The organism is Halomonas shengliensis (genome assembly GCF_900104135.1).
GTDB classification, from domain to species: domain Bacteria; phylum Pseudomonadota; class Gammaproteobacteria; order Pseudomonadales; family Halomonadaceae; genus Halomonas; species Halomonas shengliensis.
Genome location: NZ_FNIV01000002.1, coordinates 479,579 through 494,249 on the forward strand (window position 1 = coordinate 479,579; position 14,671 = coordinate 494,249).

The 14,671-nt window shown below is 71.6% G+C and carries 16 protein-coding genes and 1 pseudogene; 5 read left to right on the top strand and 12 right to left on the bottom strand.

The genetic code is table 11. The annotated features are described in order from the left end of the window. From djlA to xseB, 4 genes are read right to left on the bottom strand one after another with little or no spacing between them, the layout of a single operon-like run. On the bottom strand, positions 1-768 hold the full coding sequence (gene djlA / locus BLP95_RS04810; protein ID WP_023004269.1) for a co-chaperone DjlA: 768 nt from the start codon (positions 766-768) through the stop codon (positions 1-3). Next, on the bottom strand, positions 768-2,720 hold the full coding sequence (gene dxs, locus BLP95_RS04815) for a 1-deoxy-D-xylulose-5-phosphate synthase (protein ID WP_089677279.1): 1,953 nt from the start codon (positions 2,718-2,720) through the stop codon (positions 768-770). The genes djlA and dxs overlap by 1 nt, the downstream gene beginning before the upstream one ends. A 16-nt stretch (positions 2,721-2,736) precedes the next feature. Beyond that, entirely contained in the window at positions 2,737-3,621 is an 885-nt protein-coding gene (locus BLP95_RS04820) for a farnesyl diphosphate synthase (protein ID WP_089677280.1), read from the bottom strand. Next, a complete protein-coding gene (gene xseB, locus BLP95_RS04825; RefSeq protein ID WP_089677281.1) occupies positions 3,611-3,901 on the bottom strand; it encodes an exodeoxyribonuclease VII small subunit in 291 nt (96 codons plus the stop codon). The genes BLP95_RS04820 and xseB overlap by 11 nt, the downstream gene beginning before the upstream one ends. Before the next feature lie 243 nt (positions 3,902-4,144). Between xseB and serA the strand changes: the two genes are divergently transcribed. From serA to BLP95_RS04850, 5 genes and pseudogenes are all read left to right on the top strand, one after another. Further along, a complete protein-coding gene (serA, locus tag BLP95_RS04830; protein WP_089677282.1) occupies positions 4,145-5,395 on the top strand; it encodes a phosphoglycerate dehydrogenase in 1,251 nt (416 codons plus the stop codon). 158 nt (positions 5,396-5,553) lie between these two features. Next, the gene (locus BLP95_RS04835; protein WP_089677283.1) at positions 5,554-6,342 is read left to right on the top strand and encodes an enoyl-CoA hydratase; all 789 of its coding nucleotides are present in this window, start codon (positions 5,554-5,556) and stop codon (positions 6,340-6,342) included. A 117-nt stretch (positions 6,343-6,459) separates the two neighbouring features. Next, the gene (locus BLP95_RS04840) at positions 6,460-7,287 is read left to right on the top strand and encodes an IclR family transcriptional regulator domain-containing protein (protein ID WP_089677284.1); all 828 of its coding nucleotides are present in this window, start codon (positions 6,460-6,462) and stop codon (positions 7,285-7,287) included. Between the two features lie 64 nt (positions 7,288-7,351). Beyond that, positions 7,352-8,392, top strand: a pseudogene (gene pyrB / locus BLP95_RS04845) (aspartate carbamoyltransferase); the annotation flags it as partial. A 75-nt stretch (positions 8,393-8,467) separates the two neighbouring features. Next, a complete protein-coding gene (locus BLP95_RS04850; protein WP_023004260.1) occupies positions 8,468-9,100 on the top strand; it encodes a hypothetical protein in 633 nt (210 codons plus the stop codon). A gap of 3 nt (positions 9,101-9,103) precedes the next feature. Here the strand turns inward: BLP95_RS04850 and ruvX are convergent, their stop codons facing one another. From ruvX to BLP95_RS04890, 8 genes are read right to left on the bottom strand one after another with little or no spacing between them, the layout of a single operon-like run. Then, the gene (gene ruvX, locus BLP95_RS04855) at positions 9,104-9,562 is read right to left on the bottom strand and encodes a Holliday junction resolvase RuvX (protein WP_089677286.1); all 459 of its coding nucleotides are present in this window, start codon (positions 9,560-9,562) and stop codon (positions 9,104-9,106) included. Between the two features lie 31 nt (positions 9,563-9,593). Next, positions 9,594-10,166 (bottom strand): YqgE/AlgH family protein, encoded by a 573-nt coding sequence (locus BLP95_RS04860; protein WP_089677287.1) that lies wholly within the window; start codon positions 10,164-10,166, stop codon positions 9,594-9,596. 16 nt (positions 10,167-10,182) lie between these two features. Next, positions 10,183-11,097, bottom strand: a complete 915-nt coding sequence (locus tag BLP95_RS04865; RefSeq protein WP_089677288.1) for an energy transducer TonB — start codon at positions 11,095-11,097, stop codon at positions 10,183-10,185. Positions 11,098-11,109: 12 nt separating this feature from the next. Continuing rightward, on the bottom strand, positions 11,110-12,078 hold the full coding sequence (gshB, locus tag BLP95_RS04870; RefSeq protein WP_089677289.1) for a glutathione synthase: 969 nt from the start codon (positions 12,076-12,078) through the stop codon (positions 11,110-11,112). Positions 12,079-12,124: 46 nt separating this feature from the next. After that, positions 12,125-12,838 (bottom strand): CvfB family protein, encoded by a 714-nt coding sequence (locus tag BLP95_RS04875; protein WP_089677290.1) that lies wholly within the window; start codon positions 12,836-12,838, stop codon positions 12,125-12,127. Positions 12,839-12,889: 51 nt separating this feature from the next. Further along, positions 12,890-13,630, bottom strand: a complete 741-nt coding sequence (locus tag BLP95_RS04880; protein ID WP_089677291.1) for a 16S rRNA (uracil(1498)-N(3))-methyltransferase — start codon at positions 13,628-13,630, stop codon at positions 12,890-12,892. A gap of 10 nt (positions 13,631-13,640) precedes the next feature. After that, on the bottom strand, positions 13,641-14,153 hold the full coding sequence (secB, locus tag BLP95_RS04885) for a protein-export chaperone SecB (RefSeq protein ID WP_023004249.1): 513 nt from the start codon (positions 14,151-14,153) through the stop codon (positions 13,641-13,643). Positions 14,154-14,184: 31 nt separating this feature from the next. Then, positions 14,185-14,607, bottom strand: a complete 423-nt coding sequence (locus tag BLP95_RS04890) for a rhodanese-like domain-containing protein (protein WP_089677292.1) — start codon at positions 14,605-14,607, stop codon at positions 14,185-14,187. Between the last annotated feature and the right edge of the window lie 64 nt (positions 14,608-14,671).

The window sequence follows — 14,671 nt, forward strand, 5'->3', positions numbered from 1 at the left end:
TCAGGCCGCCCGTGCCTTGCGGATGCGCTCGTAGGCGTTGCCGATCTCGCTGGTACGCTCCCGGGCGACCTCGCGCATGCTCTCGGGCAGCCCCTTGGCGGCCAGCTTGTCGGGGTGGTTCTGGCTCATCAGCCGTCGGTAGGCGCGCTTGACCTCGGCATCGCTGGCGTCCTGCTCGACCCCCAGCACCCGATAGGCATCGGCCAGGGAGAGCCCCCCGGAGGCACCCCCCGCAGCCTGCCCGGCGCCGCCGTGCAGCATCGCCTCGACCTGGGCGATCTCCGCCTCGGAGCAGCCCAGGCCGCGTACCACCCGCATCAGCATCTCGCGCTCGGCGGGATGCAGCTGGCCGTCGGCGGCGATCGCCGCCAGCTGCACCTGCAGGAAGACCTGGCGCAGGGCGGGCTGGGGCCCCAGCAGCGGGCGCAGCCTGGCCAGCTCCGCGTCCAGGTCGAAGTCCGGCGCCTTGCCCCGGTTGAAGTCGGCGCGGGCCTGGGCGCGCTGGGCCTCGTTGAGGCGCAGGCGGTCCCACAGCACGCGCGAGGCGGCAAGCTCGTCCTCGCTGACCCGGCCATCCGCCTTGCACAGGCAGCCCATCACCGCGAAGGTCGATTCAAGGAACTGCGCCTGGGAGGCGGCCAGCTTGCCCACCAGGCTGCGACGCAGGCGGGTGACCAGCCAGTAGCCGAGCCCGCCGCCGACGAGCCCGCCCAGGGGCCCGCCGATCAGCCAGCCGAGTCCCGCCCCGATCAGCACCACGATCCACATCAGCGCGTCTCCTCCGCCGCGGCGTCGCCGACCAGGCGCCAACGGATGGCGGCCTCGATGCCGTCGGCGTCCAGGCCGCACTCCGCCAGCAGCTCGGCGGGCTTGCCGTGCTCGACGAAGGCGTCGGGCAGGCCCAGGTGGAGCAGCGGCGCGGTCACGCCCTCGGCGGCCAGCAGCTCACCCACCGCGCCGCCGGCACCGCCGGCCACCACGTTCTCCTCCAGGGTCACCAGCAGATCGTGGTCGGCGGCGGCGGCCAGCACGGCGTCGCGATCCAGGGGCTTTACAGAGCGCATGTTGAGGTGACTGGCGTCGAGCCGCTCCGCCACCTCGGCCGCCGGCGTGTTGAGGCTGCCGAAGGCGAGCAGGGCGATGCGCCGTCCGGCCCGGGCGCCGCTTTCGCGGCGCGGCTCGGCCTTGCCGATGGGCAGCGGCTCGAGGTGGGCGGGGATCTCGGCCCCGGGGCCGGTGCCGCGCGGGTAGCGCACCGCGGCGGGACCGGGGTGGTGGTAGGCGGCGCTGAGCATGGCGCGACACTCCGCCTCGTCGGCGGGCGCCAGCACCACCAGGCCGGGCACGCAGCGCAGGTAGCTGAGGTCCAGGGCGCCGTGGTGGGTGGGGCCATCCTCGCCCACCAGGCCGGCACGGTCGATGGCGAAGGTGACGTCGAGCTCCTGCACCGCCACGTCGTGGATCAGCTGGTCGTAGCCGCGCTGCAGGAAGGTGGAGTAGATCGCCACCACAGGCTTCATGGCCTCGCAGGCCATGCCCGCGGCCAGGGTCACCGCGTGCTGCTCGGCGATCGCCACGTCGAAGTAGCGCTCCGGGTACTGCTGCGAGAAGCGCACCAGGTCGGAGCCCTCGCGCATCGCCGGGGTGATGCCGATCAGGCGCGCGTCGGCGGCGGCCATGTCGCACAGCCAGTCGCCGAAGACGTTGCAGTACTTCTTCTTCGGCGCGGCGGGCGGCTTCTCCGGCGGGGGAGCAGGCCTGAGCGGCGGCGGAGTCTCGCCGTTCTTCTCCAGCTTGGTGATGGCGTGGTAGCCGATGGGGTCCGCCTCGGCGGGCAGGAAGCCCTTGCCCTTGCAGGTCTTGACGTGGAGGAACTGCGGCCCCTCCAGGTCACGCATGTTGCGCAGGGTCTGCAGCAGCAGCGGCAGGTCATGGCCATCGATGGGGCCGATGTAGTTGAAGCCCATCTCCTCGAAGAGGGTGGCCGGGCTGACCATGCCCTTCATGTGCTCCTCGGTGCGCCGCGCCAGTTCCAGCGCCCCCGGCAGGTGCGAGAGCACCTTCTTGCCGCCCTCGCGCATGGTGGTATAGGGCTTGCTGGTCAGGATCCGCGCCAGGTAGCTGGCGATGCCGCCGACGTTCTCGGAGATCGACATCTCGTTGTCGTTGAGCACCACCAGCAGATTAGCGTCGACGTGGCCGGCGTGGGCCAGGGCCTCGAAGGCCATGCCCGCGGTCAGGGCGCCATCGCCGATCACCGCGCAGACGCGGCGCCGCTCGCCGCGGCTGCGGGCGGCCAGCGCCATGCCCAACGCCGCCGAGATGGAGGTGCTGGAGTGGCCGACTCCGAAGGTGTCGTACGCCGACTCGGCGCGCCGCGGGAAGGCGGCCAGGCCGCCGTAGTGGCGGATGTTGGGCATCGCCTCGCGGCGCCCGGTGAGGATCTTGTGGGGATAGGCCTGGTGGCCCACGTCCCATACCAGGCGATCGTGGGGCGTCTCCAACGCCTGGTGCAGGGCCACGGTGAGCTCGACGACGCCGAGGCCGGCCCCGAAGTGCCCCCCGGAGACGCCCACGCTGTAGAGCAGGTAGGCGCGCAGCTCGTCGGCCACCTGCGCCAGCTGCGTGGTGGACATGGCGCGCAGCGCGGCCGGGGTGTCCAGAGTGTCGAGCAGCGGCGTGGCCGGACGCTCGACGGGAATGTCATCGAACAGCTTCATGAGGGCATCTGTCGTGTCAGTGGTCACGCTCGATCATGTATCGGGCCAGCGCCGCCAGCGGCTGCCCGGCTTCACCCAGCGGCGCCAGGGCGGCGACGGCCTCCTCCACCAGTCCGGCGGCCCGCTGCCTGGCGCCCGCCAGCCCCAGCAGGGATGGGTAGGTGGGCTTGTCGCGGGCGGCGTCGGCCCCCGAGGCCTTGCCCAGGGTGGCGGTATCCCCGATCACGTCGAGCACGTCGTCATGGATCTGGAAGGCCAGGCCGATGGCCCGGGCATAGGCCTCCAGGGCCGCCAGCCGCGGGTCCTCCTCGGCCACCGCGGCCAGCCCGCCGAGGCGCACCGCGGCACGGATCAGCGCCCCGGTCTTGTGGGCATGCATGGTGGCCAGCGCCTCGACGTCGGGATGGCCACCCACGGCGGCGAGGTCCAGCGCCTGGCCGGCCACCATGCCGTCGCGCCCCGCCGCCTCGGCCAGGGTGACGATCATCGCCGCCAGGCGCGGATGGGCGCTGGCGGCGATCACCTCGAAGGCCAGCGACTGCAGGGCGTCGCCGGCCAGTATCGCGGTGGCCTCGTCATAGGCGCGGTGCACGGTAGGCTGGCCGCGGCGCAGGTCGTCGTCGTCCATGGCCGGCAGGTCATCGTGGACCAGCGAGTAGGCGTGGATCAGCTCGATGGCCACGGCCGGCGCGTCGAGGTGGGCATCGTCGGCCCCCAGGGCGCGACCGGCGGCATACACCAGCAGCGGGCGCAGGCGCTTGCCGCCCACCAGCACGCCGTGGCGCATGGCGGCCTCGAGGCGCGGCGCGGGGGCCTCGCGCGCGCCGAACAGTGCCTCCAGGCGGGCATCGGCGCGGGCGCGATCCGCGGCCAGGGCGGCCGCCAGGGCGTCAGCGTTCACCGTCACCCTCCCTCGGCGGCGCGAAGGGCTCGAGCTCGATGCCGCCCTCGGCGCCCCCGGTCAGGGTACGCACCTTGAGTTCCGCCTCGTCGAGGCGCCGCTGGGCATCGCGGGTCAGCCTGACCCCCTCCTCGAAGGCGGCCAGCGACGCCTCCAGCGACAGCTCGCCGGACTCCAGCCGCGCCACCAGGCCCTCGAGCCGCTCGACGGTGGCGGCGAAGTCCCGCGGCGCGGCCTCGTCGGCCGAGGCCGACCGGGACCGCTCGTTGCGCTCTGCCATGCTGCGTCTCACCGCCCCCTGATCGTCATGGAAAGGTCATGCAAAGGGCGACAGTATACACGCTCCCCCCCGGGGGTCGTCTGCCCCGTCGGTCAGGCCCTGTGGCGGCATCAACTTGCACCCGGCTCATGGGAGCAGCGCAGCATTTTCATCCTTATTCATCCGGCCCCTGTGCTAAGATAGCGCCCTCTCACCTGTTCATGACACTGCATGCGGCACGCGCCGGAAGGGGTTGATTCGACCATGGCCAAGACGTCCCTGGACAAGAGCAAGATCAAGATCCTGCTGCTCGAGGGCATCCACCAGACCGCGGTGGACAATCTGCGCAACGCCGGGTACTCGAACATCGAGCACCTGCCCACCTCGCTGGATGAAGCCGCGCTGATCGAGAAGATCCGCGACGTCCACTTCATCGGCATCCGCTCGCGCACCCAGCTCACCGAGCGCGTCTTCGCCGCCGCCGAGAAACTGGTGGCCGTGGGCTGCTTCTGCATCGGCACCAACCAGGTCGACCTCGACGCCGCCCTCGCCCGCGGCATCCCGGTGTTCAACGCCCCCTACTCCAACACCCGCTCGGTGGCCGAGCTGGTGCTGGCCGAGGCGATCATGCTGCTGCGCGGCATCCCCGAGAAGAACGCCCGCGCCCACCAGGGCGGCTGGCTGAAGAGCGCCAAGAACTCCCACGAGGCGCGCGGCAAGACCCTGGGGATCGTCGGCTACGGCAGCATCGGCTCGCAGCTCTCGGTACTGGCCGAGTCACTGGGCTTCGACGTCATCTACTACGACGTGATTGCCAAGCTGGGCATGGGCAACGCCCGCCAGGTGGGCAGCCTCGACGAGCTGCTGGGCAAGGCGGACGTGGTCAGCCTGCATGTGCCGGAGCTCCCCTCCACCCGCTGGATGATCGGCGCCGAACAGATCGCGCGCATGAAGCCGGGCGCCATCCTGATCAATGCCTCCCGTGGCAGCGTGGTGGTGATCGAACCCCTGGCCGAGGCGATCCGCGAGGGGCGCCTCAACGGTGCCGCGGTGGACGTCTTCCCGGTGGAGCCCAAAGGCAACGACGAGGAGTTCGAGAGCCCGCTGCGCGGCCTGGAGAACGTCATCCTCACCCCGCACATCGGCGGCTCGACCCTGGAGGCCCAGGAGAACATCGGCATCGAGGTCTCCGAGAAGCTCGCCACCTACTCCGACAACGGCACCACCGTCACCTCGGTCAACTTCCCCGAGGTGGCGCTGCCTTCCCACCCGGGCAAGCACCGCCTGCTGCACATCCACGAGAACGTGCCGGGGGTGATGTCCGAGATCAACCGGGTACTCTCCGAGAACGGCATCAACATCGCCGGCCAGTACCTGCAGACCAACGAGAAGGTCGGCTACGTGGTGATCGACGTCGACAAGGCCTATGGCCCCCAGGCGCTGGACGCCCTGCGCCATGTCGCCCACACCCTCAAGGTGCGGGTGCTCTACTCCGAGGGCAGCCAGGCAAACTGATCGCCGCCGCTGCGGCTTCAGCCACTCCCGACCGCCGCGTCCCCGACGCGGCGGTCGTCGTTTCGGGGCCACGACAGGCGAGCTCTTCCATGGTCGCAGTGCGCCCAGGGGCCCGGCCGCGCTAGGCTGTGACATCGGCACAACAGCGAGGAGCCCCCATGAGCGAGACGACCCCGGCGGTGCGCCGCCATGACGCCGACGGCGTCACCACTCTGACCCTCAACCGCCCGGCGAGCTTCAATGCGCTCTCCGAGGAGATGCTCGAGGCGCTGGGCGCCGAGCTCGCGAGCCTGGCCGACGACGGCGGGGTGCGCTGCGTGGTGCTCGCCGCCGAGGGACGCGCCTTCTGCGCCGGCCATGACCTCAAGCAGATGCGCGCCCACGACGATGACCGCGACTACTTCCAGACGCTCTTCGCCCGCTGTGCCGGCGTGATGCAGCGCATCGTCGAGCTGCCAGTGCCGGTGATCGCCCGGGTCCAGGGCATCGCCACCGCCGCCGGCTGCCAGCTGGTGGCCAGCTGCGACCTGGCGGTGGCCGCCCGCTCGGCGCGCTTCGCCGTCTCCGGCATCAACGCCGGGCTCTTCTGCTCCACCCCGGCGGTGGCGCTGTCGCGCAACGTGGCCCGCAAGCGCGCCATGGAGATGCTGCTCACCGGGGAGTTCATCGACGCCGAGACCGCCCGCGACTGGGCGCTGGTCAACCGGGTCGCCGACGACGAGGCCCTCGACGAGGCGGTGGCCGAGCTCGCCGCCAGCCTCTGCGCCAAGAGCGCGGTGGCGGTGCGCACCGGCAAGGCGATGTTCCAGCGCCAGCTGCGCATGCCGCTGGACGAGGCCTACGCCTTCGCCGGCGAGGTGATGGCCGGCAACATGCTGGCCGAGGACGTCGCCGAGGGCATCGACGCCTTTATCGAGAAGCGCCGCCCCGTATGGAAGGACCGCTGAGGAGGAAGGACCGCCGAGCCCCGCGAGGGTCGTAATGGAAGCCATTTCCGCAGACGCGACAGGCGCGCCGCGACAGGGTATCCTGTGGCGTCGAACCAAGGCAGAAGGAGTCACAGGGTGAGCGAAGTCAAGCGCAGGACGGCAGGACGCCCCGCCGGGTCCGGCAAGGCCACCGGCGGCCACAGCCAGTCGCTGGTGCGCGGCCTCAACCTGCTGGAGCGCCTGGCCGGCCACTCCGGCGGCCTGGCCCTCTCCGAGCTCGCCGAACAGGCCGACCTGGCCCCCTCGACCACCCACCGCCTGCTGCAGGCGCTGCAGAGCCAGGGCTTCGTCACCCAGGACGGCGAGCTCGGCGTCTGGAAGATCGACGTCAAGACCTTCCGCATCGGCAACAGCTTCCTGGAGGCCCGCGACTTCGTGGGCACCAGCCGCCCCTTCCTGCGCCGCCTCACCGCCGAGACCGGCGAGACCGCCAACCTCGGCATCCGCGACGGCGGCACCGCGGTGTTCCTGGCCCAGAGCGAGTCGCCGCAGATGATGCGCATGATCACTCGCCTCGGCTCCCGGGCGCCGCTGCACGCCTCGGGCGTGGGCAAGGCACTGATGGCCTGGCTGCCCGAGGACGAGCTCGAGCGCATCCTCGCCGAGCGGGGCCTGGCGCGGGTCACCGAGAACACACTGCATACCCCAGAGTCGCTGCGCGAGGGGCTCGCCGAGATCCGCCGCCAGGGCTTCGCCTGCGACCGCGAGGAGCACGCCATCGGCCTGCACTGCGTGGCCGCCTGCATCCACGACGAGCACGGCATCCCGCTCGCCGCCATCTCGGTCTCCGGCCCGGTGGCACGCATCCCCGAGGCGCGCCTGCTGGAGCTGGGCGCGCTGGTGCGCGACACCGCCGCCGAGATCACCGCCCGGCTGGGGGGGCGCATCCCGGAGGCGTGGTAACGCCGGCGGGTCGTGAAGCCACCGCCACGGCGGAGTACACTAGCGGCCGTCCCTTCGCTCCCACGAGGCCGCGCCGATGCATCACCACCTGCTCTCCGTCGATTCCCTCTCCCGCGACGCTATCGATCACCTGATGCGGGTGGCCGCCCGCATGGAGCCCATCGCCCAGCGGCGCCAGGTCACCCGGGTGCTGGAGGGTGCGGTGCTCGGCAACCTCTTCTTCGAGGCCAGCACCCGCACCCGGGTCAGCTTCAACGCGGCCTTCTGCCGGCTGGGCGGCAGCGTCTGCGACACCACCGGCTTCACCTTCTCCTCCATGGCCAAGGGCGAGTCGCTCTACGACACCAGCCGGGTGATGAGCGGCTACTGCGACGCCATCGTGATGCGCCATCCGGAGCTTGGCTCGGTGGCGGAGTTCGCCGCCGCCACCCACGTGCCGGTGATCAACGGCGGCGACGGCCCCGGCGAGCACCCCAGCCAGGCGCTTCTCGACTTCTACACCATCGACAAGGAGTTCACCCGGCTGGGCAAGGGGCTGGCCGGCGCCCATGTGCTGATGACCGGCGACCTCAAGTACGGGCGCACGGTGCACTCGCTGATCAAGCTGCTATCGCTCTACGATCCCATGCGCATCACCCTGGTGGCGCCGCCGGGGCTGGAGATGCCCGGCCACCTGATCGACCTGGTCGCCTCCCGCGGGCATCGCATCGAACAGCATGACAGCCTGGCCCGGGACTACGCCGACGTCGACGTGGTCTACACCACCCGCATCCAGAAGGAGCGCTTCACCGCCGAGATGAGCGAGGGCTTCAGCCTCTCCCGGGACTTCACCGTGGACCGCGCCTTCCTGGATCGGCGCTGCGGCCGCGACACCATCGTCATGCACCCGCTGCCCCGCGACAGCCGCCCCGAGGCCAACGACCTCGACGTCGACCTCAACGGCGACCCGCGCCTGGCGATCTTCCGCCAGACCGACAACGGCATCCCGGTGCGCATGGCGATCTTCGCCACCCTGCTGGAGGTCGACGGCCTGATCGAGCAGGACCTGCGTCCGGTGCGCTGGTTCGTGCCGCCGCGCCTGGGCGTTGACGACCCGGCGCTCTAGGCAACGCGCACTTTGGCCGCCCTTGCCTATGCTGGTGGAGTGATCCCTTCCCCTGGCGGCATGAGGCACCACGACATGACCCTGCAACGCGCCTATCGGCTCCTGGCCCTGTTCTACACCGCGCTGCTGCTGATCGGGGCGATCGCCCTGCTGGCCGGCGGCGGCACCCTCCTCTCGCTGGCCCAGCTGGGCCTCGGCGTCCTGGCGGTGATGGGGCTGTGGGGCTACATCCTGCAGCGCGGCGTGATGAGCCCGCGCCTGTGGCAGCCGCTGGCGGGGGCGCTGGCCGGCGCCGCCGTGGTGCAGCTGTGGGCGGTGCTCAGCATGTCGCTGTCCGGCGAGGCGCTGACCTGGATGCTGGCCAGCGCCATCTTCTCGGCACTGCTGGTGGTGATCCTCTACCGCTACGGCGATCGCGACCAGGCGCTGTGGGCCACCCCCGAGGAGCTGGAGGCCGCCCACCGCCTGGAGGCGCTGCTGGAGAAGGGGGAGGGCACGCTGACCGCCGAGGCGCGTGACGGCGAGCGCGAATCGCGGGTGACGGTGACCCGCAGCGGCGACGAGTACCGCGCCAGCGTGACGCGGCGCCGCGCCGCCGAGCGCGAGTCCTTCGAGGAGCGCTTCCGCCACCCCGCCACCCTGGTGTTCTTCCTGGAGAAGTTCGCCGGCGTCTCGGTGGCCGACTTCCGTCCGCCGGACGCCGCCTGAGGCTCAGGAGCCCGGTGTTCCTGCGCGTGGCAGCCCCTCCCGGGCGGCGAACCAGCGCTCGACGATCAGCACCGCGCTGATGCCGTCGACCCCCTCGTCGCGCCAGCTGCGGTGCTGGCCGCGCGCCCGGGCGATCGCCTTGGCCTCGCCGGTGGAGCCACGCTCGTCGACCATCTCGCAGGGCACCCCGTAGCGGCCGAACAGGCGCTTGCCGAACTTGCGGGCGCGGGTGCTCATCTCCTGCTCCTCGCCGTCGGCGGTCAGCGGCAGCCCCACCACGAAGAGGTCGGGGCGCCACTCCTCCACCAGCCGCGCCACCCGCGCCCAGTCGGGGATCCCCTCGCGGGCCGGCAGCGGCTCGAGCTCCCGGGCGCTGCCCAGCAGCTCGTTGCCCACCGCCACGCCGATACGCCGGGTACCGAAGTCGAAGCCCAGGATCAGTCGCTCGCCTGGCCGGGCCATCAGCGGCCTCCGCTCGAGCGGCGCGCCCGGCTCAAGAGTGCCCCGCCTCGCGGGTCATCAGGTTGAGGTCGACGCCGAGCAGGCCGGCGGCGGCGCCCAGGCGCTGCTCCGGCGGCACCTCGAAGAGGATGTCGCCGCGCCCCTCCACGGTGAGCCAGGCGTTGTCGAGCAGCTCGGCCTCGAGCTGGCCCGACTCCCAGCCGGCACAGCCCAGGCACACCAGGAAGTGCTCGGGGCCGCGCCCCGCAGCCAGCGCCTGGAGCATGTCCATGGAGGTGGTCAGGGCGATATCGTCGGTGACCTGGATGCTGGAGTCCCACTCGTCGCTGGCGCCGCGGTGCAGGATGAAGCCGCGATCCTTGTGCACCGGGCCGCCGAAGTAGACCGGGGCGTTGCGGTGCGGGCTCTCCTCGCCGCCCAGCTCCAGCTGCTCGAAGAGCGCCTCCAGGGTCAGCTCCAGGGGACGGTTGACGATCACCCCCATGGTGCCCTTCTCGTCATGGTCGCACAGGTAGGCGAGGCTGCCGGCGAAGTTGGGGTCTTCCAGGTGCGGCATCGCCAGCAGGAAGTGGTCTTTCAGGCCGAAGTTTTCCACGGATTGCATGAGACTCCCCGGCGTTCTAGCGCACGCCGTAATGATTGCCTTCGCCGAACCGCCAGACCCGGGTGATGGAGAGCGAGTCCAGGTTGCCCATGCCCGCATCGAAGGGACGATAGGGGGCGGCACCGTGGACGGTGTCCAGCGCGGCCTGGTCGAGTTCGGGATGTCCCGAGGATTGTATCACCTCCGCCTGGCGCAGCTCGCCCTCGCGGCCGATCACCACGCGGATGCGCAGCTGGCCGTGAAGATGACGCGGCGCGGGGTGGACGCGGTTGCCGTAGGCCTCGACGCGGCGGGTCCAGTCGTCGATGTAGCGCGCCTCGGCGGCACGCTCGGCGGCCTGGCGGGGGGCGCCGGTCTCGCCGGGCGACTCGGGGGCGAGGCCCTGCTCGCGGATGCTGCGGGTGGCGTCGGCGAGCAGGTCACGCCCCGAGGCGGAGGGTGCCGCCACGCTGGGGTCGCCGCTGGCGTCCGCCGCCTGGGGGGCCTCCCGCGGCGTGGACGGCGCCTCGTCGGCGACCTGGTTCGCCGCCGGCGGGGCGCGCTCGTCGGGACGCGCCTCGGGCGCGACCCGCTCGGCCGCCTCAGGCTCGGCAGGAGTGGCGGGGTCGACGTCCGTCGCCCCCTGCTGCGAGGCGGCAGGGGCCTCCACCGGGGCGGAGCGCGACTCCGCCGGGGCCTCCTCCTGCTGGCTGCCGGCGGCCTGCTGGGCCGCCTCGGCGATGGCGTCGGCGTCCACCGGCGCCTGGCTCTCGCGGGTCACCAGCACCACGTCGAGGCTCGAGCGCTCCGGCGGCGGGGCGGCGAACTGCCAGCTCGCCACGCTGCCGATCACCGCCAGGTGCAGCAGCAACGCCAGCGAGGCGGCCAGCCAGCGCCGGTAGGGCCGGGTGACCGGGGCGTACTGGACCGGATCGCTGACCTGCGGGGTCATGGTGAGCGCGCCTCAGCCTCGCCGCGTCGCGAGCCGGCGCTGGATGGCATCCATCAGGTCGCCGGCGATGTCGGTACCGCGCTGGTCATCGATCTCGCGCACGCAGGTGGGGCTGGTCACGTTGATCTCGGTGATGTAGTCACCGATCACGTCGAGGCCGACGAACATCAGCCCCTTCTCGCGGATCACCGGCTGCACCTGGCGGATCAGCCAGTGGTCGCGCTCGGTGAGCTCACGGCTGACCCCGGTGCCGCCGGCGGCCAGGTTGCCGCGGGTCTCGCCCGCCAGGGGCACCCGGGCGAGGCCGTAGGGCACCGGCTCGCCCTCCACCAGCAGGATGCGGGTGTCGCCGTCGCGGATCTCGGGCAGGTAGCGCTGGGCCATGATCTGGCGCCGACCGCGCTCGGTGAGGGTCTCGATGATGGCGCCCAGGTTGCGCCCCTCGGGCTGCACGTGGAAGATCCCGCTGCCGCCCATGCCGTCCAGCGGCTTGAGGATGACGTCGCCCTGCTCGGCGTGGAAGGCGCGCAGCTCGGCCTCGCTGCAGGAGACCAGGGTCGGCGCGCAGCACTGGGGAAACTGCTGGGCGAAGAGCTTCTCGTTGCACTCCAGCAGCGCCCGGGTGGGATTGACCACCAGCACGCCCTCGCGCTCGGCGAAGCCCAGCAGGTGCACGGCGTTGAGGAAGTGGGTATCCACCGGCGGGTCCTGGCGCATCAGGATCACGTCGAGCTCGGCCAGGGGGCGCGGCTCGGGGTCGCCCAGGTCGAACCAGTGCGCGGGGTCGCGGTGCACCGTCAGCGCGCGCAGGCGGCCGAAGGCCCGGCCGTCGCGCAGGAAGAGGTCGCCGGGCTCCAGGTAGTGGAGCGAGGCGCCGCGGTCCTGGGCGGCCCACAGCATGGCCAGGGAGGTGTCCTTCTTGTAGGCGATGTCCGCGATGGGGTCCATCACCACGCCGATCTTCAGGGCGCGTTCGCTCATGGGCTCGGGGTTCCGGTCGAGAGTGTGAGTGGAGCCAGTATGCCGGCTAGTCGCCGCTAGGCGCCAGCCGGATGCCGGTAGGTTCCAGGGTGATCAGCCGCCGCTTGTAGAGCCGGCCGATGGCCTGCTTGAAGGCATTCTTGCTCACCCCCAGGCGCGCCTTGATCTCGGCGGCATCGCTCTTGTCCCCCAGCGGCAGGTAGCCGCCGCTCTCGCGCAGCGCCTTGAGCACCGCCTCGCCCACCACGTCCAGGCGCGCCTCGCCCGGGGGCAGCAGCGAGAGGTCCAGGCGGCCATCCTCGCGCACGCGCTTGACGTAGCCGGTGACGCGCTGGCCGCGGCGCAGCGGGCGAGTCAGGTCATCGCGGTAGAGCACGCCCCAGAAGCGGTGGTTGACCACCGTCTTGAGGCCGAGGTCGGTCGGGTCGGCGATCACCAGGGTCACCTCGTCGCCGGCGGCGAGCCCCTCGGCCGCGTCGGCGACGAAGCGCTCGAGCTTCTGGCTGGCCACCGGGCGCCCCTGCTGGTCCTGGTAGATCCTCACCAGCACCCGCTTGCCGACGCTGGGCCGGAAGCGCTGTTCGCCGAAGGGCAGCAGCAGGTCGCGGGGCTGCCCCCAGTCGAGGAAGGCACCGATCTCGGTGACGCTGACCACCTCCAGGTAGGCGACCTCGCCCACCTCGCAGCGCGGCGCACGGTAGCGACGCGCGGAGGAACGGGTGGCGGGGGTGGAAGGGCGGGGAGCACGGCGATCGGTCATGGCGGAGTTCCGTATGGAGAAAAGAAGGCGACGCCCGCGGGCGACGAGGCGTCAGGCGCCGCCCAGGTCACCGAAACGGTACTGCAGCAGGCTGAGCGCCACCACCGGGGCGGTCTCGGTGCGCAGGATGCGCGGCCCCAGGGAGAGCGGCGCGAAGCCGGCCTCGCGGGCCGCGGCGACCTCGCCCTCGGCCAGGCCACCCTCGGGGCCGATCAGCAGGGCGACGTCGGCCGGCGTCGCTCGCCCCTCGAGGGCGCCGTCGGTGGCGGGATGCAGCACCAGGCGCAGCGCCTCGTCGCGGACGGCCAGCCATTCGGCCAGGGCCCGGGGCGGATGCACCGGCGGCACCACGGCGCGGCCGCACTGCTCACAGGCGCTGGCCGCCACCGCCTGCCAGTGGGCGAGCTTCTTCGCCTCCCGATCGCCCTTGAGGCGCACGTCGCCATGCTCGGTGTAGAGCGGCGTGATGGCGGCCACACCGAGCTCCACCGTCTTCTGGATGGCGTAGTCCATGCGATCCCCCTTGGAGATCGCCTGGCCCAGGTGCACCGCCAGGGGGGATTCGGCGGCGCCGGGCGCCACGGCCTCGATGCGCGCCACCACCCGCTTGCGCGAGGCCTCCACCAGCACCGCCTCGGCCTCGTGGCCGGCACCGTCGAAGAGCCTGAGCGCGGCGCCCTCGGCCAGGCGCAGCACCCGCGCCACGTGGCGGGCCGGCCCCTCGGGCAGAACGACGTCGCCGCCGACACGAAGGTCGGCGGCGACGTGGATACGCGGCGACTTGATAGCCACGGCGGCGACCTTACTGGGTCGTCTCGGCGCCCTGGGCCTGCTCGGCCTCGCGCTTCTTCTTGCGCGCGTAGATCGCCTCGAAGTTCACCGGAGCCAGCATCAGCGGCGGGAAGCCACCACGGTTGACCAGGCTATCGATGCACTCCCGCGCATAGGGGAAGAGCACGTTGGGGCAGAAGGCGCCCAGGGTGTGGTCGAGCTGGTCACCCTCGATGCCGGCGATGCGGAACAGGCCGGCCTGCTCGAGCTCGGCCAGGAAGGAGGTGGTGCCCTCCTCGCTGTGGGTCACCTGGGCGGTGACCTTGATCACCACCTCGTAGAGGTCATCACCCACCTTCTCGCTGGCGGTATCCAGGTTGAGCCCCACCTTGGGCTTGAACGGCTGCTGGAACACCGAAGGCGAGTTGGGCGCCTCGAAGGAGATGTCCTTGACGTAGATCCGCTGCAGGGCGAACTGCAGCTGCGGCTTGTCCTGCTGGCCGCCGGCCTGGGCACCGGCGCTCTGGTTGTTCTCTTCCGCCATGGGAAAGGTCCTTTGATTCGGGAAACGAAGACTACTTCTTGACCACGGGCAGGCCGTCGGCCTGCCACTGCATCATGCCGCCCTTGAGCTTGAGGACCCGAGGGTAGCCCGCCTTGGTCAGCTTGGCCACGGCGGCGCCGGCGGCCTGGCCGTGCTTGCAGGCCACGATGATCGGCTTGTCCTTGACCTTCTCTAGCTCGCTCATGCGCTCGTCGAGGCGGCTCTGGGGGATGTTGCGCGCACCGGCGATATGGCCGGCCTTGAAGTCACCCGCCTCGCGGGTATCCACCACCACCGCGTCCTCGCGGTTGATCAGCTGGGTCGCCTCGCCGGCCGTCACCCCGCCGGCGGCACTGTTGCGCACCTCGTAGAGGACCCAGGCGGTCAACACCAGGAGGAAGGCGCCCACCAGCAGCGGGTGGTTCTGCACGAAGTCAAACAGCTGATCGATCATGGGAGCGAAAACTCTCGTCTCGGGCACGAAATATGGGGCACGCGGCGACGCGCGACGGCCGCCC

Coding starts and splice junctions, on each gene's coding strand:
- xseB (WP_089677281.1), bottom strand. CDS start 3,901: ATGGCAGAGCGCAACGAGCGGTCCCGGTCGGCCTCGGCCGACGAGGCC.
- BLP95_RS04835 (WP_089677283.1), top strand. CDS start 5,554: ATGAGCGAGACGACCCCGGCGGTGCGCCGCCATGACGCCGACGGCGTC.
- gshB (WP_089677289.1), bottom strand. CDS start 12,078: ATGAGCGAACGCGCCCTGAAGATCGGCGTGGTGATGGACCCCATCGCG.
- BLP95_RS04850 (WP_023004260.1), top strand. CDS start 8,468: ATGACCCTGCAACGCGCCTATCGGCTCCTGGCCCTGTTCTACACCGCG.
- BLP95_RS04875 (WP_089677290.1), bottom strand. CDS start 12,838: ATGACCGATCGCCGTGCTCCCCGCCCTTCCACCCCCGCCACCCGTTCC.
- BLP95_RS04865 (WP_089677288.1), bottom strand. CDS start 11,097: ATGACCCCGCAGGTCAGCGATCCGGTCCAGTACGCCCCGGTCACCCGG.
- djlA (WP_023004269.1), bottom strand. CDS start 768: ATGTGGATCGTGGTGCTGATCGGGGCGGGACTCGGCTGGCTGATCGGC.
- serA (WP_089677282.1), top strand. CDS start 4,145: ATGGCCAAGACGTCCCTGGACAAGAGCAAGATCAAGATCCTGCTGCTC.
- ruvX (WP_089677286.1), bottom strand. CDS start 9,562: ATGGCCCGGCCAGGCGAGCGACTGATCCTGGGCTTCGACTTCGGTACC.
- dxs (WP_089677279.1), bottom strand. CDS start 2,720: ATGAAGCTGTTCGATGACATTCCCGTCGAGCGTCCGGCCACGCCGCTG.
- BLP95_RS04890 (WP_089677292.1), bottom strand. CDS start 14,607: ATGATCGATCAGCTGTTTGACTTCGTGCAGAACCACCCGCTGCTGGTG.
- secB (WP_023004249.1), bottom strand. CDS start 14,153: ATGGCGGAAGAGAACAACCAGAGCGCCGGTGCCCAGGCCGGCGGCCAG.
- BLP95_RS04860 (WP_089677287.1), bottom strand. CDS start 10,166: ATGCAATCCGTGGAAAACTTCGGCCTGAAAGACCACTTCCTGCTGGCG.